Source organism: Mitsuaria sp. BK037 (assembly GCF_014193045.1).
Classification (GTDB): Bacteria; Pseudomonadota; Gammaproteobacteria; order Burkholderiales; family Burkholderiaceae_C; genus Roseateles.
In genome coordinates, this window is sequence record NZ_JACHYS010000001.1 from 91,701 (window position 1) to 110,688 (window position 18,988).

Here is an 18,988-nt window from a genome sequence, read left to right on the forward strand (position 1 = left end):
GCCAGAAACCGCCGCCGAGCCCGTGTCCACGGGGCCTCGCGCGGCGGTTTTGCTTTGGGGGCCTGTCAGCGTGTAGGAATCTGTCTGACACGGCGGTCGGCGGGCTTCGTAGCTCATCTATGCCAGCAACCTGATGTCGCGAAAAAGGGGGTTTCTTCAGAATTCATTCCATCGCAGCAACGCAACCGCCCAGGAGCCCCCACATGAACAGCGACCAGATCCTTGCCGAGATCCGCGAAGCCAACCTGTCCTACCTGATGCTGGCCCAGAGCCTCATCCGCGCCGACCGCGAGCAGGCCCTGTACCGCCTGGGCATCTCCGAAGAGACCGCCACGCTGCTGAACACCCTCAGCCCGGCGCAGATGATGAAGATGGCCTCCGGCAACACGCTGCTGTGCCGCTTCCGCATGGACGACGACCTGGTGTGGGGCCTGCTGACCTCGCACGGCAAGCCGGCCGCCAACGACAGCGTCTCCCGCCTGCATGCCTCCATCCTGATGGCCGGCCGCCACCAGGAAGCCGCCTGATCCCAGGATCCAGGCAACGCGATTGCCGCCCGAGATTATCCGAGACCACCGGAGCCCCCCATGCGCACCAAGTCCATCCTGACCGAAGCCAAGCAGATCGAACGCGCGGTGACGCTGATCAAGCTGGGCGCGCGCCTGCAGGTGCTGGAATCGGAAACCGACCTGAGCTACGAGCGTTTGCTGCGCCTGTACAAGGAAGTCTCGGGCAAGTCACCCAGCAAGGGCCAGCTGCCGTTCTCCACCGACTGGTTCATGACCTGGCAGCCCAACATCCATGCCAGCCTGTTCCTCAACATCCACGAGTACCTGAACAAGGTCGCGGAGATGGACGAAATCGACGTCGTCATCAAGGCCTACCAGCTGTACCAGGAGCAGACCGCGGCGCAGAACCTGGAGCAGCTGTTGTCCGTCACCCGCGCCTGGCGCCTGGTGAAGTTCGTCGACAACGGCATGCTGACGATGACCAAGTGCAGCAAGTGCGGCGGTCATTTCGTTACCCACCCCCACGAGGTCGCCAAGCATTACGTCTGCGGCCTGTGCAACCCGCCGGCGCGCGCCGGCAAGGGCAAGGCGGCTGGCGGCATCCAGATGCACTGAGCGGCGCGGCATGGCCTCGCGCTGGCGCACCTGCCTGGTCGTCATTGCCCGCGACGAGGCGGCGACCATCGGCCGCCTCCTCGACAGCGTCCGTCCGTTCGTGGACGACGCGCTGGTGCTGGATACCGGCTCCACCGATGACACCGTCCGTCTGGCGCAGGCCGCTGGCGCGCGTGTCGCGCATTTCACCTGGATCGACGATTTCTCCGCTGCCCGCAACGCGGCGCTCGACGCCGCGGGCGCGGACTGGCATTTGGTGCTGGACGCCGATGAATGGCTGATCGGGGAGGGCAGTGGTGCGGCGCTCGAGGCGCTGCGCGCCACGCCGCCGGATTTCGTCGGCACGATCGCGTTGCAGGATCACTTCGACGGTGGCACCGCTCGCTCGCGCTTGAGCCGCGTTCTTCCGGGCGCGATCCGCTACACCGGCCGAATCCACGAGCAACCCGCGCATTCGCTGCCGATACGGCCGCTCGACCTTCACGTCGCCCACGACGGCTACCTCCCGGAACGGCTTCACGTGAAGCAGGGCCGCAACGAACAACTGCTGCGCGCCGCGATCGACGACGAGCCGAGCAACCCCTATCTGTGGTACCAGCTCGGCAAGGACTTGTCCGTGTACGAGCGCTTCGCCGATGCCGAAGTCGCCTTCGCCACTGCAGCCGCTCGCCTTGCGGACATGTCCCTGACACCGACGTGGTGGTCCGACCTGGCGACCCGTCGCTTGTTCGGCTTGAAATCGCTGAAGCGTCATGCTGACGGCATGGTTTTCGCCGAAGCGCAACTGCAAGTCTGTGCAGAGTCGCCCGACTTCTTCTTCGCGCTGGGTGACCTGTTGCTGGACTGGGCGGCAGACCAACCGGAGCAGGCGGAGGTGTTGGTGCCGATGATCCACGACGCCTGGACGCGTTGCCTGGAGATCGGTGAGCGTCCGGATCAACCGGGTGCCGTCGCGGGCCGGGGCAGTGACCTTGCGGCCTACAACCTCGAGCTGCTGCGTTCCACCTTCCCCCGAAATCCTCGGTAGCAAATCCTCCGCAGGACGGCAGTGGTTGGGGGCGGCAGGGCGCGGGGTCTTGGCGCTTGCCGCCAAGGCCCTGCGCCCTGGCGACCAACGCCCGGGTCTCCGCAGCACAGCGCCCCCGCCAACCCTCCCCACCGCAGCACAGCGCCCCCGCCAGTCCACCCCCACCGCAGCAGGGCATAAACCCCCGAAAACCACCCCCGCCATAGCGCTGATCTGGCTTCTTGTAGGAATTGATCTGACAAACGCGTCGGCGCGCTCCCTAACCTTTACATGGAAGCGACCTGATGTTGGTTGCGTGTCGGGATCTCTACAGTTCGTCTCACGCTGAAACGAAACGACCTCAGCCCCCAACACCCCAGGAGCCGAACGATGAACGCCGACCAAATCCTCGCCGAGATCCGCGAAGCCAACCTGTCGTACCTGATGCTGGCGCAGAGTTTGATCCGTGCGGACCGTGAGCAGGCGCTGTATCGTCTGGGCATCTCGGAGGAGACCGCGACGCTGCTGAACACGCTGAGCGCTGCGCAGATGCTGAAGATTGCCGCGGGCAACACCTTGCTGTGCCGCTTCCGCATGGATGATGAGCTGGTGTGGGGCCTGCTGACCTCGCACGGCAAGCCGGCCGCCAATGACAGCGTGTCCCGCCTGCATGCCTCCATCCTGCTGGCTGGCCGCCACCAGGAAGCTGCCTGAGTTCGATATCGACGCCTGACCGCAGAACTGAAGCCCGGAGACACCGCCATGCGCACCAAGTCCATCTTGACCGAAGCCAAGCAGATCGAGCGCGCCGTGACGCTGATCCACCTGGGCGCTCGCCTGCAGGTGCTGGAGTCTGAGACGGACCTGAGCTACGAGCGTCTGCTGCGTTTGTACAAGGAAGTTTCGGGCAAGAGCCCCAGCAAGGGCCAGCTGCCGTTCTCCACCGACTGGTTCATGACCTGGCAGCCCAACATCCATGCCAGCCTGTTCCTCAACATCCACGAGTACTTGAACAAGGTCGCGGAGATGGACGAGATCGACGTCGTCATCAAGGCCTACCAGCTGTACCAGGAACAGACCGCGGCACAGAACCTGGAGCAGCTGTTGTCCGTCACCCGCGCCTGGCGCCTGGTGAAGTTCGTCGACAACGGCATGCTGACGATGACCAAGTGCAGCAAGTGCGGCGGTCATTTCGTCACCCACCCGCATGAGGTCGCCAAGCACTACGTCTGCGGCCTGTGCAACCCGCCGGCGCGTGCCGGCAAGGGCAAGGCGGCCGGCGGCATCCAGATGCATTGAGGCCGCCACCATGGGCGCCCGACTTCCCCACGCCGCTTCCACCGACGCCCCGGGCGGCCTGCGCTGGCCGGCCCTGGCGCTGCTGAGCTGGGCGGCCTGCTTCGCCGTCTGGCGCCTGTTCGGCCCGGACTGGCCGGCGGCGATCGTCGCCTCGGGCCTGGGCCTGATCCTCGCCGGACTCCACCGCCAGGCCTGGCGCCGGCTGATCGTGGCGTCCGGTTTTCCGCTGGCGCTGCTGTTCACGGGTACCGACCTGCCGGCCTGGATCTGGCTGATCCCGCTGGCCGTGCTGGTGCTGGCCTATCCGCGCCGCGGCTGGAGCGACGCGCCGCTTTATCCGACCCCCCACGATGCGCTGCGCGCGCTGCCCGAGCGTGTGAAGCTGCACGACGGCGCCCGCGTCCTGGATGCTGGCTGCGGGCTCGGCGACGGATTGGTGGCTCTTCGCCGCGCTTATCCGGGCCTGCGCTTCGCGGGCATTGAATACAGTGGCGTCCTGTGGCTGCTGGCCCGCCTGCGCTGCCCCTGGGCCGAGATCGCCCGGGGCGACCTGTGGGCCCAGTCGTGGCGCGAGATGGACCTGGTCTACCTGTTCCAGCGACCCGAATCGATGCCGCGCGCGCTTGACAAGGCGCGCACCGAGATGCGGCCGGGTGCCTGGCTGGCGAGCCTGGATTTTCCGCTGCCGGGCCAGCCGGTCTTCGCACAGCTGGACACCGGCACCCGCCACCGGCTGTATGTCTACCGGGTGCGCGAACTCCAGGCCTGAGCGCCTTGGACGCCGCCCACATCGAACGCAATCAGTCAGCGACGCCCGATCGGCGTCCGCACGGCACACCGGTCGTCACAGGCCGGGGCTCAAGCGGGCGGGGAGCCGGTCGATAAGGGATGAGATGGCCCGGACCGCGAGGGGACGCGGCGGTTACTTCAGGACGGAACGAATTCCATGTTTGTCATCATCGGTTGGCTGCTGGCCCTGGCTTGCATCTTCGGCGTGTTCATCGCGCACGGGGGCAACATCGGCGTGGTGCTGCATGCGTTGCCCTTCGAGATGACGACCATCTTCGGCGCGGCGATCGGCGGCATGCTGGCCACCAATCCGCCCAAGGTCATGAAGGCCACGCTCAAGGGCCTGGGCGACTGTTTCAAGGGCAGCAAGTACACCAAGGCCCGCTACATGGAGCTGCTGGCGCTGCTCTACGACATTCTGCAGAAGGCCCGCAAGGAAGGCCTGATGTCGATTGAAAAGGATGTCGAGGATCCGCACAGCTCGCCGCTGTTCCAGAAATATCCCACCGTGGGCAACGACCACCATGTGGCCGAGTTCATCACCGACTATCTTCGGATGATGGTGTCCGGCAACCTGAACGCGCACGAGATCGAGTCCTTGATGGACGCCGAGATCGACACGCACCACCACGAGGCCTTCCTCGCCGTGATCGCGCTGCAGCGCCTGGCGGGCGGATTGCCGGCCTTCGGCATCGTCGCGGCGGTGCTGGGCGTGGTGAACACGATGGGCTCGGTCGGCCAGCCGCCGGCAGTGCTGGGCGGGATGATCGGCTCGGCGCTGGTGGGCACCTTCCTGGGCATTCTGCTGGCCTATGCCTTCGCCGAGCCGCTGGCCGGCGCGCTCGAGGCCAAGGTCGACGAGGCCGGCAAGGAACTGCAGTGCATCAAGACCACGTTGCTGGCCTCGATGCAGGGTTATGCGCCGCAGGTGGCGATCGAATTCGGCCGCAAGGTGCTTTACTCGACCGAGCGCCCGACCTTCGCCGAGCTCGAAGGCCACGTGAAGAAGAAGTGATCGGAGTCATTTGCCATGGCCGGTGACGCCAAGAAACTGCAGCCCATCATCATCAAGCGCGTCAAGAAGGGCGGCCATGCCGCCCATGGCGGCGCGTGGAAGATCGCCTACGCGGACTTCGTGACGGCGATGATGGCCTTCTTCCTGCTGATGTGGCTGCTGGGCTCCACGACCGAGGGCGACAAGAAGGGTATCGCGGATTATTTCGCCTCGCCGCTGAAGGTCGCGATGTTCGGCGGTTCGGGTTCGGGCGACGCCTCGCACATCATCAAGGGCGGCGGTCAGGACCTGACGCGCCAGACCGGCCAGGTCAAGGCCGGCGACGTCGAATCCCCTCGGAAAACCATCAACCTGAAGGCCCTCAAGGAAGAGCAGCGCCGCGCCGAGCGGGTGCGCCTGCAGCAATTGAAGGACAAGGTCGAGAAAATCATTGCCGACAACCCGCGAATTGCGGCATTAGGTGGGCAAATCCGACTCGACATGACCCGCGAGGGCTTGCGTATCCAAATCGTGGACGAGAATAATCGCCCGATGTTTGACAGCGGCAGCGCGGTGGTGAAGCCGTATATGCGCGAATTGCTGCAGGAACTCGGCAACGTGTTGTCCGAGGTGCCCAACCGGCTCACGCTGGAGGGTCATACGGATGCACAGCCGTTTTCTGCGGGCGAGCGTGGATACAGCAACTGGGAATTGTCGGCGGACCGGGCCAATGCCTCACGGCGCGAGCTGGTGGCGGGCGGTTTGCCGGATGCCCGGGTCCTTCGCGTGCAGGGGTTGGCGTCGAGCAAACTGCTGGACACGAAAGACCCCAATGCCCAGGTCAATCGCCGCATCAGCATCATCGTGATGAATCGCGATGCCGAGGATGCGGTGCTGAAGAACCTGCCCGACGAGGACGAGGACACTGCGAATCCTGCGGCGAGCGCGCCGCAGGCCTCAAGTTCCGCGCCCTCCGGCCGATAACACAGCCCTCCAGTCCCCTCAGAGGAACGCCATGAGCACTGACATGAAATTCTTGATCGTCGACGACTTCTCGACCATGCGCCGGATCGTGCGCGGTCTGCTGAAGGAGATCGGCTACAACAACGCCGAAGAGGCGGAAGATGGCGTCGAGGCCCTGAGCATGCTGAAACAGGCGAAATACGATTTCGTCGTCAGCGACATCAACATGCCCAACATGAATGGCTTCGAGCTGCTCAAGGCCATCAAGGAGGACGCGTCGCTGAAGCACCTGCCGGTGCTGATGGTGACGGCCGAGGCCCGCAAGGAAGACATCGTCCTGGCCGCCCAGAGCGGCGCGGCGGGTTACATCGTCAAGCCCTTCACCAAGGCCACGCTGGAAGAAAAAGTCCAGAAGATCATGCAGAAGCTGGCCGCTGCGGCCTGACGCTGGGGAGTCCACCATGCAGATGGAAGAACTGGCCAAACTGTCGCAGGGCAACGAACCGCTGATGGTCTCGCCCGAGGTGTTCCAGCAGATCGGCACGATCACTCGCGTGCTGCACGACACGATGCAGCAGCTGGGCGTGATGCCCAAGTTGCAGGTTGCCACCGACGGCCTGCCCGATGCGCGCAGCCGCCTGACCTACATCGCCAACAAGACCGCCGACGCCGCCAACAAGGTGCTGAACTCGGTCGACCAGGCCAAGGCCGAGCACGCCAAGATCACCGAGGCCGCCAATGCGATGGCCCAGGCGATCACCGCGGACCCGGTCCGCGCGGTGGCTTCGGGTGCGGTGCTCAACTTCGTCAAGGAGGTCGAGTCCTCGACCTCCAAGATCGATACCCACCTGACCGACATCATGCTGTCGCAGGACTTCCATGACCTGACCGGTCAGGTCGTCGCCAAGGTCGTGACCCTGGCCAACGACCTGGAAGATTCGCTGGTGAAGCTGCTGGTCTCGGTGGTGCCGCCGGAGCAGCGCGAGAAGGTCGATCCCAGCATCCTGCAGGGTCCGGTCGTCAGCCACGAAGGCCGTACCGACGTGGTGGCCAATCAGTCCGAAGTGGACGACCTGCTGGCCTCGCTGGGCTTCTGATCGCCCGGCCGGCCGCGAGCCGGCACCCTGCCGAAACCCGCGCCCAGGCGCGGGTTTCTGCTTTCTGGGCGACTGGAACGATGGGCTGAAGGCTGGCTGAGAAGACCGGCTGATTTCCGCCGCTTATCGGGCCAAGCCCGAACAGCGCGCGGCCGAACAATGGCGAGGCTGCGGCATGGGGCTGCGGCGTCCTCATTGCGCACATGGCCGATTCAGACGCACAAGACCGCAACTTACCCGCCTCGCAGAAAAAGATCGAACGATCGCGCAAGGAGGGCCAGTTGCCGCGTTCCCGGGACCTGCCGCATTTCGCGGTCATGGCCACCGGGGCGGCGTTGTTCGCCACCTCGACGCCGTACGCGGTCGACACGCTGCAGCACATGCTCGAAGGGGCGCTGCGTTTCGATGCCGAACAGCTGCGCGCCGCCGGCATGATGACCGAGCGGCTGTCCGCGCTGACCTGGCAGGGCATGGTGCTCGGCCTGCCGGCGATGCTCATCCTGGCGATGGCCGCGATCGCGGCGCACATCGCCTCGGGCGGCTGGAACTTCACGATGAAGCCGCTGAGCCCGAAGTTCACCCACCTGAACCCGGTCACCGGCTTCGGCCGCCTGTTCCAGTGGCAGAACCTGACCACGGCGCTGAAGGCCGTGCTGCTGTCGCTGGTGCTGGGCATCGTCGGCGCGATCGCGCTGAAGGACCGCATCGCAGGCTTCGTCGGGATCATGTCGGTGCCGCTGCCTTCCGCGCTCGCCTTCGCGGGCAAGCAACTGATGGGCGGCCTGATGATGCTTGGCCTGTGCCTGGCGCTGTTCGCCGTCATCGACGTGCCGCTGCAGCGCCACCTCTACCTGAAGCGGTTGAAAATGTCCCGCGAGGAGGCCAAGAACGAGCTCAAGGAAGCCGAAGGCAACCTCGAGATGAAGCACAAGATGCGCCACAAGGCCCGCGAGCTGGTGAAGCGCCGCATGCTGGCGGCGGTGCCCAAGGCGGACCTGGTCGTGATGAACCCGACCCACTATGCGGTCGCGATCGCCTACGACGAAACCCAGTTCGGCGCGCCGCGGGTGGTGGCCAAGGGCCTGGACCTGCTGGCCTTCAAGATCCGCGACATCGCCAAGGAGAGCAAGGTGCCGGTGCTGCAGGCGCCGGCCCTGGCCCGTGCCCTGTACGCCCACGCCGAGCTGGACCGGGAGATCCCCGGCGCGCTGTTCGGCGCGGTGGCGCAGGTGCTGGCGTACGTGTACCAGCTCAAGGCGGCGCTCAAGGGGCAGGGCATGGCGCCGAACGCGGCTCCGAACCCGGCCGTGCCGGACGAGCTCGACCCGCACAAGAAGCCGGGTTGGACGCCGCCGGAGGACGAGGCGGAGGACGCTTTCCCTGAAGGGCGTCCGGGCTGATCGCCCAGCGGAAGACCGAGCCGTCGAAAGACCGAGCCGTCGGGAGACCGAGCCAGCGGCGGGCAGGACGGTGCCCCCTTTCCGCTCAGACGCCTGCGCCCGCTCGGCATTCGCTTCAAGGGGGCACCGCCCCGCCCGCCGCTCCACCAATGGCGCGGTTCGGGGGGGAAAAGGCCCGCTTATCGGGCTAAAGGGCGGTCGGGCTCCGCCGAACAATGGCGGGGCTCGATGGTCTCGTCGAGTTCCCCGTTGAACCCAGGCAGAAGGTAAACCCGATGAACGAGCTCATGGCCCGTTTGCAGAACCTCCTCGGACCCCGCGCCGCCATCGTGCAGGCGCTCGGGGCACCGATCGCCATCATCATCATCCTGTCGATGATGGTGCTGCCGCTGCCCGCCTTCGCCCTGGACCTGTTCTTCACCTTCAACATCGCCATGTCCATCATGGTGATGCTGGTGGCCTCGCAGATGGTCAAGCCGCTGGACTTCGCGGCCTTCCCGACCGTGCTGCTGATCACCACGCTGCTGCGCCTGTCGCTGAACGTCGCCTCCACCCGCGTGGTGCTGCTGGAAGGCCACACCGGCGCCGGCGCCGCCGGCAAGGTGATCGAATCCTTCGGCCACTTCCTGATCGGCGGTAACTTCGCCGTCGGCCTGATCGTGTTCGCGATCCTGGTGGTCATCAACTTCATCGTGGTGACCAAGGGCGCCGAACGCATCGCCGAGGTCGGCGCCCGCTTCACCCTCGACGCGATGCCCGGCAAGCAGATGGCCATCGACGCCGACCTGTCCGCCGGCCTGATCGACGAGAAGGAAGCCAAGCGCCGCCGCGCCGAACTGGGCGACGAAGCCGACTTCTTCGGCTCCATGGACGGTGCCTCGAAGTTCGTCCGCGGCGACGCGATCGCCGGCATCCTGATCCTGTTCATCAACATCATCGGCGGCTTCGTGATCGGCGTGGCCCAGCACGGGCTGTCCGCCGGCCAGGCCGCCGACAGCTACATCCTGCTGGCCGTCGGCGACGCGCTGGTGGCCCAGATCCCGGCGCTGCTGATCTCGGTGTCCTCGGCGCTGGTGGTGTCGCGCGTGGGCAAGGACAAGGACGTGGGCCAGATGATCGGCTCGCAGGTGTTCGGCTCGACCAAGGCGGTGGCCATCACCGCCGGCGTGATCGGCCTGCTGGGCCTGATCCCGGGCATGCCGCACCTGGTCTTCCTGATGATCGCCGGCGCGATGGGGTATCTGGCGTACTGGCTGCGAACCAAGGAGCAGGCCAAGCAGGCCGCCGAGCTGAAGAAGCCGGCCGCCCCGGTGCCGGGCGCGCCGAACCCGGATGCCGAGGCCTCCTGGGACGACGTGCAAGCCGTGGACACCCTGGGCCTGGAAGTGGGTTACCGCCTGATCACGCTGGTGGACAAGTCGCGCGAAGGCGACCTGCTCAGCCGCATCAAGGGCGTGCGCCGCAAGTTCGCGCAGGACATCGGCTTCCTGCCGCCCTCGGTGCACATCCGGGACAACCTGGAGCTGCGCCCCAGCCAGTACCGCGTGACGCTGCGCGGCGCGGTGATCGGCGAGGCGGAGGCCTACCCGGGCATGTGGCTGGCGATCAACCCCGGTCACGCGACGCAGAAGCTGATCGGGACGCCGACGACGGATCCCGCCTTCGGACTCCCGGCGGTCTGGATCGAGGAGCGGCAACGGGATATGGCGCAAATGGCGGGATTTACCGTCGTTGATTGCGCGACCGTGGTGGCCACGCATCTCTCACACTTGCTGCAAGTTCACGCGGCCCGATTGTTGGGCCGGGTGGAAACCCAGCAGCTGGTGGATCACCTCACCAAGCAAGCGCCTCAGCTCATCGAAGACGTGATTCCAAAGATGGTCAATGTCGCCGCCCTGCAACGAGTCCTCCAGTTCCTGCTGGAAGAGGGCGTGCACATCCGCGACATGCGCTCCATCGTGGAAAGCCTGGCGGAGAACGCCACGCAGACCACCGATCCGGCCGAGCTGGCCCGTCGCATCCGCATCCACATCGCCCCGGCGATCGTGCAGCAGATCTACGGTCCGGCCAAGGAACTGGATGTCATCGCCCTCGATCCGGAGCTGGAGCGCCTGGTCACGCAGGCCCTGCACTCGCCTCACGGCGCGGCGCTGGATCCCGGTGTGGCCGACACGCTTGCGCGGAGTGCCGCCCAGACCGCCCAGTCCCAGGAGGACCGTGGTTTGCCCGCCTGCCTGCTGGTGCCTGACCTGATCCGCGCGCCCCTGGCCCGACTGCTCAAGCGCGCTGCGCCGCGGCTGAAGGTCCTGGGACACAGCGAGATTCCTGAAACGCACACGATCCGCATCGGCTCCATCATCGGAGGCACGGCATGAACGTCAAACGCTTTACCGCCCGCAATTCCCGCGAAGCCATGGCCCTGGTCCGCCAGGCCTTCGGCGACGACGCGGTCGTGCTCTCCAACAAGCCCTGCCCGGAAGGCGTGGAAGTGCTGGCGATGGCGCCGGAAGGCATGTCGCAGATCGAGCGCGTGGCCGCCCAGGCGCCCCGCGCCGCCGCCGCGCCGCGCCAGGCCGCCCAGCCGCAGCGCCAGGAAGCGCAACCGCGCCAGGCCCTCAAGCAGCGTCTGGCCGCGTCGCCGGCCCCGCAGCGCGCCGAGCCCGGCTTCGGTGGCTCGGTCGGCGAGGACGTCAACGCGATGGCCATGAGCACGCTGTCCTTCCAGGACTACGTGCGCGAGCGCATGCTCAAGCGCCGCTCGGCCGAGCTCAACGGCCTGCCCGATCCGATGATCGACGAGCCGGCGCCCCCCGCGTACGCGCAGGCGCAGATGAATGAATCGGTCGCCTCGATGGCCGCGCAGCGCGACCAGCGCGCCCGTGCCGCGATGCAGACCCTGGGCGCGCGCCGTGTCGACGAGCGCGCGTATGAACAGCCCGCTCCGGCGCCCGCGCCGCGCATCGTGCCGCCGGTGCTGCGCGACGAGATCCGCGTGCAGCAGCCGGTCGCCGACCTGGGCGGCGTCGGTGGCGGCTTCGGCGGCCATCCGCTGAACGACATGCCCGCGTCGTCGCGTCGCGAGCAGGAAATGATGTCCGAGCTGCGCGCCATGAAGGGCATGATCGAGGAGCGCTTCGGCGCCCTGGCCTTCATGGAGAAGCTGCAGCGCCAGCCCGCGCAGGCCCGCCTGACGCAGAAGCTGCTGGACGCCGGGTTCTCGCCCGCGCTGGTGCGCAAGCTGGTCGAGGGCCTGCCGGCCCAGATGACCGAGGAATCGGAATCGCAGGCCTGGGCCTCGAACGTGCTGGCCCGCAACGTCCACACCGCCGAGCAGATGCCGGCGCTGGAAGACCAGGGCGGCGTGTTCGCGATGATCGGCTCGACCGGCGTCGGCAAGACAACGACGACGGCCAAGATCGCCGCGGCCTTCGCCACCAAGTACGGCGCGAGCCAACTGGGCCTGATCACCTTGGACGCCTACCGGATCGGCGCTCACGAGCAACTGCGCGCCTATGGCCGCATCCTCGGCGTGCCGGTGCACACGGCGCATGACCGCGCCTCGCTGGAAGACCTGCTGGAGCTGCTGGCCGGCAAGAAGATGGTGCTGATCGACACGGCCGGCACGGCCCAGCGCGACAGCCGCACCGCCGAGCTGCTGGACATGCTGGCGCACAAGAGCATCAAGCGCATCCTGGTCGTCAACGCGGCGCAGCAGGGCGAGACGATCGAGGACGTGGTCGGCGCCTGGCGCGGCGCAGAAGCGCAGGGCGTGATCCTGTCCAAGCTGGACGAGGCGGTGAAGCTGGCCCCGGCGCTGGACACGGTGATCCGCCACAAGCTGCGGGTGCTGGGCGTCACCAACGGCCAGCGCGTGCCGGAAGACTGGCATCGCCTGTCGTCGCAGGCCCTGGTGCAGCGCGCGCTGCGCAGCCACGGCCAGTCGGCCTGGCGCATGGACGCCTCCGACGTCAACCTGATCTTCACCGCCGGCTCCGTCGGCGCGTCGGCCGGCGCAGCCTCGCCCATGGGCCTGAACTGACCGAACAACACCCCCTCCTGACTCCCTCGCCCGCTTGCTTGCGGGAGAGGGTGGGGGTGAGGGTGGTGGCCGTCCCCGAACGCCTCGAACCTGGGAAGAGCCATGCTCTTCCCTTCTGTCGTTGGGGCTTTGTTAACCCGACGTTGCAGCATGGTGGTCAACTTGTCCTGTGCGCGACCCAGGCCGGCAACGGCCTGAAGTCGCCGGGCCAGAGGCAAGCGAGGGCGAAAGCGGCAGAGAAAAGCGGGGTGTTTCCCCCTTTCAATTCCGCGTCGAAGGGTGGCCCCCGGGGCGAAACTTCCGGTAACGGCTCCAGCAATGGCGCTTCTCTGTCAGAGGGAAACGACCGCTGGAACCCAACACGTAAGACGACACAGAGCAGCCCAATGCGCGATTTCAGCAATGCTCCCAAGGACCAGGCCGACGGCCTGCGACGCCTCTTCGCCACCGCGCGGGTGCGGGTGGTGCCGGTGGTGAGCAATCCGCATGTCATGGGCAGCGGCGCGCTGCTCGAAGGCATGTGCGCCGCCTTCGCCGAGCTGGGTCTGCACACGCTGGTGGTGGACGCCGGCGAGCAGGCCTCGGCGCCGTCCGACCTCGCGGCGGTGGACCTGGCGGCCTGCGTGGAGGCGCTGTCGGCCAAGGTGTCCTTCCTGGCCGCGCGCGGACTGCCGCTGCGCTACATCAACGCCAACGGCTCGGCCGCCCAGTTCCTGGAAGCGGTGACCGACGCGGCCCCGTTCGCGGACGTGATCCTGCTGCACGCCAGCGCGGCCGAACTGAGCCGCGTGCTGGTCTCGCGCGAGGTGCGTCCGGTGCTGCTGGCCGACACCGACGTGCAGAGCGTGACCTACGCCTACGCCGGCATGAAGTGGTTGACGCAGCGGGCGGGCCTGATGGTCTACAGCCTGCTGCTGGCCTGCAATCCGCAGCTGCGCCTGGCCGAGCGGATCGCGCAGCAGCTTTCGAGCTGCGGCGATGGTTTCCTCGGCGCGGTGCTGCGCGAGTGGGCCTGCCTGGATCCCCGCCAGCCGGTGACGGCGCCGTTGACGCACGAGATGCGTCACATGGCGCGCGAGCTGCTGCTGGCGTCGGTGCCTGGCGCGGCGCTGGACAGCGCCGCCGATGCGATGCCGCTGCGTCCGCGGCCGATGTGGCAGCCCAAGGCCGGCCGCGCCCCGCAAGGCGTGACCCTGGCTGCGCATTGACCCGGATGGGAGACGAGACGATGTACACCGCCAAGGGTCAACTCGACAACAACTCGCTGATCCGCCAGTACAGCCCGCTGGTGCGCCGCCTAGCGCATCAGATGATCGCCAAGCTGCCGGCCAATGTGGAGCTGGACGACCTGATCCAGGTCGGCCTGATCGGCCTGACCGACGCGCTGTCGCGCTTCGACACGGCGCAGGGCGTGCAGTTCGAGACCTTCGCGACGCAGCGCATCCGCGGCGCGATGCTCGACGAGCTGCGCGGCAGCGACTGGATGAGCCGCGGCAACCGGCGCCAGCAGCGCTCGATCGAGAGCGCGGTGCACAAGCTCGAGCAGAAGCTGGGCCGTCCGCCGCAGGAATCAGAGATCGCCGCGGAAATGGGCATCTCGCTGGGCGAGTACCAGGAGATGCTGGGCAAGGTGCGCGGCACGCAGCTCGTCTATCTGGAGGACATCTCCGGGGATGACGACAGCGACGACTACCTCGACCGCCACGTCAGCGACGAGTCGGCCGATCCGATGTCGATGCTGCGCGACCACCGCATGCGCGAGGCGCTGGTGGAGGCCATCAAGAACCTGCCGGAGCGCGAGGGCTACGTCATGTCCATGTACTACGAACATGACATGAACCTGAAAGAGATCGCCGCCGTGCTGAAGGTGACCGAATCGCGGGTGTGCCAGCTGCACAGTCAAGCGATTGCCCGATTGCGCGTGAAGCTGCGCGACTGGTAAAACGGGCCGCACAGCGGCCGCAGTCCTTGTGGTCCAAACACCATGGGGGAGCGTCCGATGTGGGACTCATTGCGCAGGCGAGCCGGGAAGGCGTCGCCTGACGCGTCGGAGGGCGGCGCCGGGATCGGTCCGCGCGAGCCGACGATGCAAGGCAAGACCACCACCGTCGTCCGGGAGCTGTCGGGTGGCGTGTCCAAGCTGGGCCGCGACGCGGCCGAAGTCCGCGGGCTGCTGGAGGACACGCAGAAGGTCGTGACCTCGCAGGCGCAGGCGATGCAGGCGCTGGGCGCGGAGCTCGAGCAGGTCCGGCACGCGCAGGACGGCATCAACCAATCGACGAACCAGACCCGCGAGGCGGTGGAGCGCGCACGCACGGCGCTGTCCGGCGTGGGCGACGAGGTCGGCGAGATCGTCTCGACGCTGCGGCTGGTGAGCGACGCCGCGTCGGAGATCACGAAGATCGCGCTGCAGACGCGACTGGTCGCCTTCAACGCGTCGGTCGAGGCCAAGCGCGCCGGCGAGGCCGGACGCGGTTTCGGCGTCGTGGCGGACGCAGTGAAGGACCTGGCGGCGCAGGTCGAGGCGTCCTCGAAGGCGATCATGGGCACGGTAGGGACGCTGGACTCGCGGATCGAGAGCTTCAGCCGCGAGCTGCGGGCGGACGGCGCGGGAGGTGCCGCGCAGAGCAAGATCCACCAGGCCTTCGCGGATGTGGAGGTCGACGTGGACCTGATCGCCAAGTCCGCGCAGGAGAGCCAGGCGACGACGCAGCTGCTGGCGGCGCGCTCCGGCGAGCTGGGCGTCGAGATCCAGCAGGCGATGCGCAAGCTCGACTCGGCCTTTGCCTGCAGCGACCGCTTCCTGCGGCTGTCGGAGCAGATGATCGAGCAGATCGCGTCGAGCGGCGTGGAGGTCGAGGACTCGCCGTACATCCAGGCGGTGCAGGAGGCGGCCGCGGAGATCTCAGCGCTGCTCGAGCGCGCGGTGGCGGAACGCAAGATCGACGCCGCGGCGCTTTTCGACGAGCACTACCAGCCGATCGCCGGCACCGATCCCCAGCAGTTCACCACGCGCTTCACGCAGATCGCGGACCAGCTGTTCCCGCAGGTGCAGGAACGGGTGCTGACTTTCTCGGACAAGGTGGTGTTCTGCATCGCGGTCGACCGCAACGGGTATGTCGCGACCCACAACAAGCGGTATTGCCAGCCGCAACGGGCCGGGGATACGGCCTGGAACACGGCCAACAGCCGGTATCGGCGGATATTCAATGACCGCACCGGGTTGGCGTCGGCTCGGAATCAACGGCCATTCCTCCTGCAAACCTACCGCCGCGATATGGGCGGCGGGAATTTCGTGCTGCTCAAGGAGGCGTCGGCGCCAGTCACCGTTGCCGGGAGGCATTGGGGTGGGGTGAGGTTGGCGTTCGGGTTCTAGATTCGATGCGGCGAAGGCGGTTGCGGCGCTGATTCAGGCGTGAAACTCGGCTGCGGGAACTGGTTGTCTCGTGACTTGCCAGTGGGGCGGCGGTGACCAGTGGCGGTGATTGCGCGCCTGGCGCCGCGCGGACCAGAATGGATCCAGGTGCTCAAAACACCGTTGAATCAGTGGCCGCCGTCTGCGGTCATCTCGGAATGCCCGTTTACGGGCGAGATGGACCTTTCCGCGAGGAAGGTCGCACGTTGGTTTGACCGTGTTTTGACATCTCGCCCACCCGCTCATCTGGCTAGAAGGTGGACGTCCCTCAACGTTGTTTATTGAAGGACTCCGAATGATCCCCGCTGAAACCATCCGCGCTTTGGCCGAAACCGGATTTCGAATCTCTGAGCAAGTCGCCCTCGATCATGTCGATGTTGAATTCGATCGGAAGAAATTGCCCTTCAAGGCGAAGCGTCTGCGCACGCCGCTTTTGAGCCGTCAACCCTTGTGCGACGACACCGAATACACGCGCATGGTGCTGCGGGAGGCGTCTGTCATTCCGCCACGGCGCAAGCCGGCCGCGATGCGCGACAGCGATCCCGCTGAAGCGCTCCTCGATCCCTCGATCACCGTCGGCGCCGCGATGTTCAACGTGCGCGATCGGCTCACGCTTCTGGCCGCGCTGCTGCGCGATTCCATCGTCACGATGGAAGACCCGGACTGCCTGTGGGGTCGGATCCATGTCGCGAGCCGGGATCTCGTGCGGGAAGCGCTCAGCAATCTCGCCGTCGTCGAAATTGGCGCGCTGGAGGAGCACACTCGCCAATCTCATGGCGCGCTGCAAGCGGCGTGACACCCCTCCATCCCTCGCACTGGATCCCAGCCCGATGTTTTCACCGACCTCGCAAACCGCCGGCTTGCTTGACTCCGGCGCCGTCGAGCGCTCTGTTGCCGCTCAAGCCTGGGCCTACGGCTGGGCGATTTCCCGGGATACGCCACCGCCGATGCAGCGGGCCGGATATTGGGAAGTCCGCGTCGGAAAGCCGGAGCAAACCACGCGCTATGTCCTGCCGCATCTGGATCGCGAGGTCCTTAAGCAACTCGTCGCGAATGAATCTGCGGCCGGCACCTGGCTGAAGGTCTGCGCGCCGCTGGAGAGCGTGTCGCCGTTGCTCTCCAAGGACTGGAAGATCCACGCGCCGGAGTTCCTGATGAGCGTCGCGCTCGCACGCAGCGCCGAGTCGCTCGCAGCGGGTTACCGCGTCCATATCGAACGGGTCGGCGCGCTGCTGCGGGCGACCGTCCTCACCGAGGACGGCGACCTTGCGGCGAGCGGTCAAGCCGCTCTCGACGGCGCCTTCGCCACCTTCGATCAGATCGTGACCGATGAAGCGCATCGGAGAAGGGGGCTCGGACGGAGTGTCATGGCCGCGCTGACGAACGGCGCGCTCGATCATGGGGCCCGGCATGGCGTGCTGGTGGCGACCGAGGCGGGCGCCGCGCTGTATGCCGTCTTGGGCTGGCCCATGGTGTCGCCGGTCACGGCGGCTTCGATGCCGGTGGAGGTGGGCTGAGCGTTTCGTACTGACTCGATCACGCGACAACGGCACGCGGAATGAAGCCCTGGTCCGTCAGCGCCTTGATCACGCCGCGCAGCAGCGTGCTGTTGCTGAATCCGATGGTGTACTGACGCGCCTCCGGATGGGTGGGCTGGAGCATCCCGTTCGCGAGCAACTTGCGAATCTGATAGGTGCGCTGAGCCGGTGAACTCTTCGGCATGGCATCGGCGAGGTCTGCCGACTTCACGACCTTCCGGAGAACGGCAACATTCAGAACGCTTTCCTCTTGCTCAGTGATCCATTGCCGTTCGCGCGCGTGGGCGATCGCAGGAAGCAGGATCTCGGCCGTGAGGTTCCGGTAATCGGCCAAACGATCGACCTTGTTCAACTCGTCTCTCACACCGGTCAACACATAGGTGCACCACGTCTCGAGCGCGGCATCCGTCCCCTTGTCTGCCAACGAAAGCATCGCGTAGTACTTCTCCCGGTCAGCGCAGAACACCGCCGCTGGATTCAATAGACGTCCGTCCTCAGCGGTCATTCGGAACCCGTACTTGATGAGGAGCGCGTAGGTGAAGAGGCGCACAACGCGGCCGTTGCCGTTGCCGAACGGATGGATCCAGGCAAAGCGATGGTGCGCGAGGGCCACCTTCATCAAGTCGTACTTGCGCTGGTCGTCCCGATTGACGAAGTCGACCAACTCTCCCATGTAGGCCCCGATCCGGACGGCATCCGGGGGCGCATGCTCGGACATCGCGATGCCGACCGACCCGCTCCGGTAGGCCCCTGGCGTCTTGTCGCCTTCGCGCTCCAGTCCATCGACCGTCATCGCGTGAAGACCCCGGATGAAGTGTTGGCTCAGCGCGGAACCGGGCTCGAGCCCCGCGTCGATCTCGTCCATCGCATGCTCGATGTTGGCGATTTCCCGCAACGAGTCGATCTCTTGATCGGCACGTTGCAACGACGCAGGCCCCCCGAACTTGGTCTCCACGTAGTCCGCCAGCGTGGTGTGGTTGCCTTCGATGCGGGCGGAGGCTAGGCTCTCCAGCAGATGGAACACCTGCTTGAGTTGCATGAACACCATCGGCGGCGTCGTTCCGTTGAGCTGCAGTCGTCGCAGGTGTTCCAGGTCGGTGAGGACGTCCAGCAGCGGCGACGAGAAGCTGGGATTGAGGAGCCTCAGCGGATGGTCCAGAAAGGTCGCCATGTGTGGAGGAAGTGAAATGGGTGAATTCGATATGTTGAATTTGACGGGAATTCTTTAGTCGTGACAATAACTTGGCGATGTAGCCATCCCGCAGTAAGTTGAATCGCGTCGGAGCGGATGTTGAATCGATGGACCTGTGCCAGTCGGATTCCG

General features: G+C 66.4%; 19 protein-coding genes. 18 read left to right on the forward strand and 1 reads right to left on the reverse strand.

The features are described from left to right. Positions 1-203: 203 nt before the first annotated feature. The 18 genes from flhD (FHT37_RS00405) (at position 204) to FHT37_RS00490 (ending at position 17,643) form a co-directional block, all read left to right on the forward strand. The gene (flhD, locus tag FHT37_RS00405) at positions 204-527 is read left to right on the forward strand and encodes a flagellar transcriptional regulator FlhD (protein WP_091722388.1); all 324 of its coding nucleotides are present in this window, start codon (positions 204-206) and stop codon (positions 525-527) included. Positions 528-587: 60 nt separating this feature from the next. Next, entirely contained in the window at positions 588-1,124 is a 537-nt protein-coding gene (gene flhC / locus FHT37_RS00410) for a flagellar transcriptional regulator FlhC (protein WP_091722393.1), read from the forward strand. Positions 1,125-1,134: 10 nt separating this feature from the next. Beyond that, positions 1,135-2,151 (forward strand): glycosyltransferase, encoded by a 1,017-nt coding sequence (locus FHT37_RS00415; protein WP_183478473.1) that lies wholly within the window; start codon positions 1,135-1,137, stop codon positions 2,149-2,151. Positions 2,152-2,520: 369 nt separating this feature from the next. After that, positions 2,521-2,844: a flagellar transcriptional regulator FlhD gene (gene flhD, locus FHT37_RS00420; RefSeq protein WP_091722402.1), complete on the forward strand. Its 324-nt coding sequence runs from the start codon at positions 2,521-2,523 to the stop codon at positions 2,842-2,844. A 48-nt stretch (positions 2,845-2,892) separates the two neighbouring features. Continuing rightward, positions 2,893-3,429, forward strand: a complete 537-nt coding sequence (gene flhC / locus FHT37_RS00425) for a flagellar transcriptional regulator FlhC (RefSeq protein ID WP_091722407.1) — start codon at positions 2,893-2,895, stop codon at positions 3,427-3,429. 10 nt (positions 3,430-3,439) lie between these two features. Beyond that, a complete protein-coding gene (locus tag FHT37_RS00430) occupies positions 3,440-4,198 on the forward strand; it encodes a class I SAM-dependent methyltransferase (RefSeq protein ID WP_091722410.1) in 759 nt (252 codons plus the stop codon). Positions 4,199-4,375: 177 nt separating this feature from the next. Continuing rightward, positions 4,376-5,233 carry a flagellar motor stator protein MotA gene (gene motA, locus FHT37_RS00435; RefSeq protein ID WP_091722416.1) on the forward strand — a complete coding sequence of 286 codons (858 nt, stop codon included), beginning with the start codon at positions 4,376-4,378 and terminating at the stop codon, positions 5,231-5,233. Positions 5,234-5,248: 15 nt separating this feature from the next. Further along, the gene (motB, locus tag FHT37_RS00440; protein ID WP_091722421.1) at positions 5,249-6,196 is read left to right on the forward strand and encodes a flagellar motor protein MotB; all 948 of its coding nucleotides are present in this window, start codon (positions 5,249-5,251) and stop codon (positions 6,194-6,196) included. Between the two features lie 31 nt (positions 6,197-6,227). Beyond that, positions 6,228-6,620: a chemotaxis response regulator CheY gene (cheY, locus tag FHT37_RS00445; protein ID WP_058934552.1), complete on the forward strand. Its 393-nt coding sequence runs from the start codon at positions 6,228-6,230 to the stop codon at positions 6,618-6,620. Positions 6,621-6,636: 16 nt separating this feature from the next. Continuing rightward, the gene (locus FHT37_RS00450; protein WP_175538181.1) at positions 6,637-7,272 is read left to right on the forward strand and encodes a protein phosphatase CheZ; all 636 of its coding nucleotides are present in this window, start codon (positions 6,637-6,639) and stop codon (positions 7,270-7,272) included. Positions 7,273-7,475: 203 nt separating this feature from the next. Beyond that, positions 7,476-8,672, forward strand: coding sequence for a flagellar biosynthesis protein FlhB (locus FHT37_RS00455; RefSeq protein ID WP_091722425.1), 1,197 nt, complete (start codon positions 7,476-7,478; stop codon positions 8,670-8,672). Between the two features lie 275 nt (positions 8,673-8,947). Then, the gene (gene flhA / locus FHT37_RS00460; RefSeq protein WP_183478474.1) at positions 8,948-11,047 is read left to right on the forward strand and encodes a flagellar biosynthesis protein FlhA; all 2,100 of its coding nucleotides are present in this window, start codon (positions 8,948-8,950) and stop codon (positions 11,045-11,047) included. Then, positions 11,044-12,711 carry a flagellar biosynthesis protein FlhF gene (flhF, locus tag FHT37_RS00465; protein ID WP_183478475.1) on the forward strand — a complete coding sequence of 556 codons (1,668 nt, stop codon included), beginning with the start codon at positions 11,044-11,046 and terminating at the stop codon, positions 12,709-12,711. The genes flhA and flhF overlap by 4 nt, the downstream gene beginning before the upstream one ends. Positions 12,712-13,097: 386 nt before the next feature. Then, positions 13,098-13,919 carry a flagellar biosynthesis protein gene (locus FHT37_RS00470; RefSeq protein WP_183478476.1) on the forward strand — a complete coding sequence of 274 codons (822 nt, stop codon included), beginning with the start codon at positions 13,098-13,100 and terminating at the stop codon, positions 13,917-13,919. A 20-nt stretch (positions 13,920-13,939) separates the two neighbouring features. Next, complete coding sequence (locus FHT37_RS00475) at positions 13,940-14,653, forward strand: RNA polymerase sigma factor FliA (RefSeq protein ID WP_091725006.1); 714 nt, start codon at positions 13,940-13,942, stop codon at positions 14,651-14,653. A 144-nt stretch (positions 14,654-14,797) separates the two neighbouring features. Continuing rightward, positions 14,798-16,087, forward strand: a complete 1,290-nt coding sequence (locus tag FHT37_RS00480) for a methyl-accepting chemotaxis protein (protein WP_091722440.1) — start codon at positions 14,798-14,800, stop codon at positions 16,085-16,087. A 334-nt stretch (positions 16,088-16,421) separates the two neighbouring features. Next, positions 16,422-16,922 carry a hypothetical protein gene (locus tag FHT37_RS00485; protein WP_183478477.1) on the forward strand — a complete coding sequence of 167 codons (501 nt, stop codon included), beginning with the start codon at positions 16,422-16,424 and terminating at the stop codon, positions 16,920-16,922. Positions 16,923-16,956: 34 nt separating this feature from the next. Then, positions 16,957-17,643 carry a GNAT family N-acetyltransferase gene (locus FHT37_RS00490; protein ID WP_183478478.1) on the forward strand — a complete coding sequence of 229 codons (687 nt, stop codon included), beginning with the start codon at positions 16,957-16,959 and terminating at the stop codon, positions 17,641-17,643. 19 nt (positions 17,644-17,662) lie between these two features. Here the strand turns inward: FHT37_RS00490 and FHT37_RS00495 are convergent, their stop codons facing one another. After that, complete coding sequence (locus FHT37_RS00495) at positions 17,663-18,835, reverse strand: Fic family protein (protein WP_183478479.1); 1,173 nt, start codon at positions 18,833-18,835, stop codon at positions 17,663-17,665. Positions 18,836-18,988 lie beyond the last annotated feature (153 nt).

What these genes read in the sequence shown, in the direction of transcription:
- flhC (WP_091722393.1), top strand. Translation starts at nt 588, where the DNA reads ATGCGCACCAAGTCCATCCTGACCGAAGCCAAGCAGATCGAACGCGCG.
- flhF (WP_183478475.1), top strand. Translation starts at nt 11,044, where the DNA reads ATGAACGTCAAACGCTTTACCGCCCGCAATTCCCGCGAAGCCATGGCC.
- FHT37_RS00495 (WP_183478479.1), bottom strand. Translation starts at nt 18,835, where the DNA reads ATGGCGACCTTTCTGGACCATCCGCTGAGGCTCCTCAATCCCAGCTTC.
- FHT37_RS00430 (WP_091722410.1), top strand. Translation starts at nt 3,440, where the DNA reads ATGGGCGCCCGACTTCCCCACGCCGCTTCCACCGACGCCCCGGGCGGC.
- motA (WP_091722416.1), top strand. Translation starts at nt 4,376, where the DNA reads ATGTTTGTCATCATCGGTTGGCTGCTGGCCCTGGCTTGCATCTTCGGC.
- FHT37_RS00485 (WP_183478477.1), top strand. Translation starts at nt 16,422, where the DNA reads ATGATCCCCGCTGAAACCATCCGCGCTTTGGCCGAAACCGGATTTCGA.
- FHT37_RS00455 (WP_091722425.1), top strand. Translation starts at nt 7,476, where the DNA reads ATGGCCGATTCAGACGCACAAGACCGCAACTTACCCGCCTCGCAGAAA.
- flhD (WP_091722388.1), top strand. Translation starts at nt 204, where the DNA reads ATGAACAGCGACCAGATCCTTGCCGAGATCCGCGAAGCCAACCTGTCC.
- FHT37_RS00450 (WP_175538181.1), top strand. Translation starts at nt 6,637, where the DNA reads ATGCAGATGGAAGAACTGGCCAAACTGTCGCAGGGCAACGAACCGCTG.
- flhA (WP_183478474.1), top strand. Translation starts at nt 8,948, where the DNA reads ATGAACGAGCTCATGGCCCGTTTGCAGAACCTCCTCGGACCCCGCGCC.
- motB (WP_091722421.1), top strand. Translation starts at nt 5,249, where the DNA reads ATGGCCGGTGACGCCAAGAAACTGCAGCCCATCATCATCAAGCGCGTC.
- FHT37_RS00490 (WP_183478478.1), top strand. Translation starts at nt 16,957, where the DNA reads ATGTTTTCACCGACCTCGCAAACCGCCGGCTTGCTTGACTCCGGCGCC.
- FHT37_RS00480 (WP_091722440.1), top strand. Translation starts at nt 14,798, where the DNA reads ATGCAAGGCAAGACCACCACCGTCGTCCGGGAGCTGTCGGGTGGCGTG.
- flhD (WP_091722402.1), top strand. Translation starts at nt 2,521, where the DNA reads ATGAACGCCGACCAAATCCTCGCCGAGATCCGCGAAGCCAACCTGTCG.
- cheY (WP_058934552.1), top strand. Translation starts at nt 6,228, where the DNA reads ATGAGCACTGACATGAAATTCTTGATCGTCGACGACTTCTCGACCATG.
- FHT37_RS00415 (WP_183478473.1), top strand. Translation starts at nt 1,135, where the DNA reads ATGGCCTCGCGCTGGCGCACCTGCCTGGTCGTCATTGCCCGCGACGAG.
- FHT37_RS00470 (WP_183478476.1), top strand. Translation starts at nt 13,098, where the DNA reads ATGCGCGATTTCAGCAATGCTCCCAAGGACCAGGCCGACGGCCTGCGA.
- flhC (WP_091722407.1), top strand. Translation starts at nt 2,893, where the DNA reads ATGCGCACCAAGTCCATCTTGACCGAAGCCAAGCAGATCGAGCGCGCC.
- FHT37_RS00475 (WP_091725006.1), top strand. Translation starts at nt 13,940, where the DNA reads ATGTACACCGCCAAGGGTCAACTCGACAACAACTCGCTGATCCGCCAG.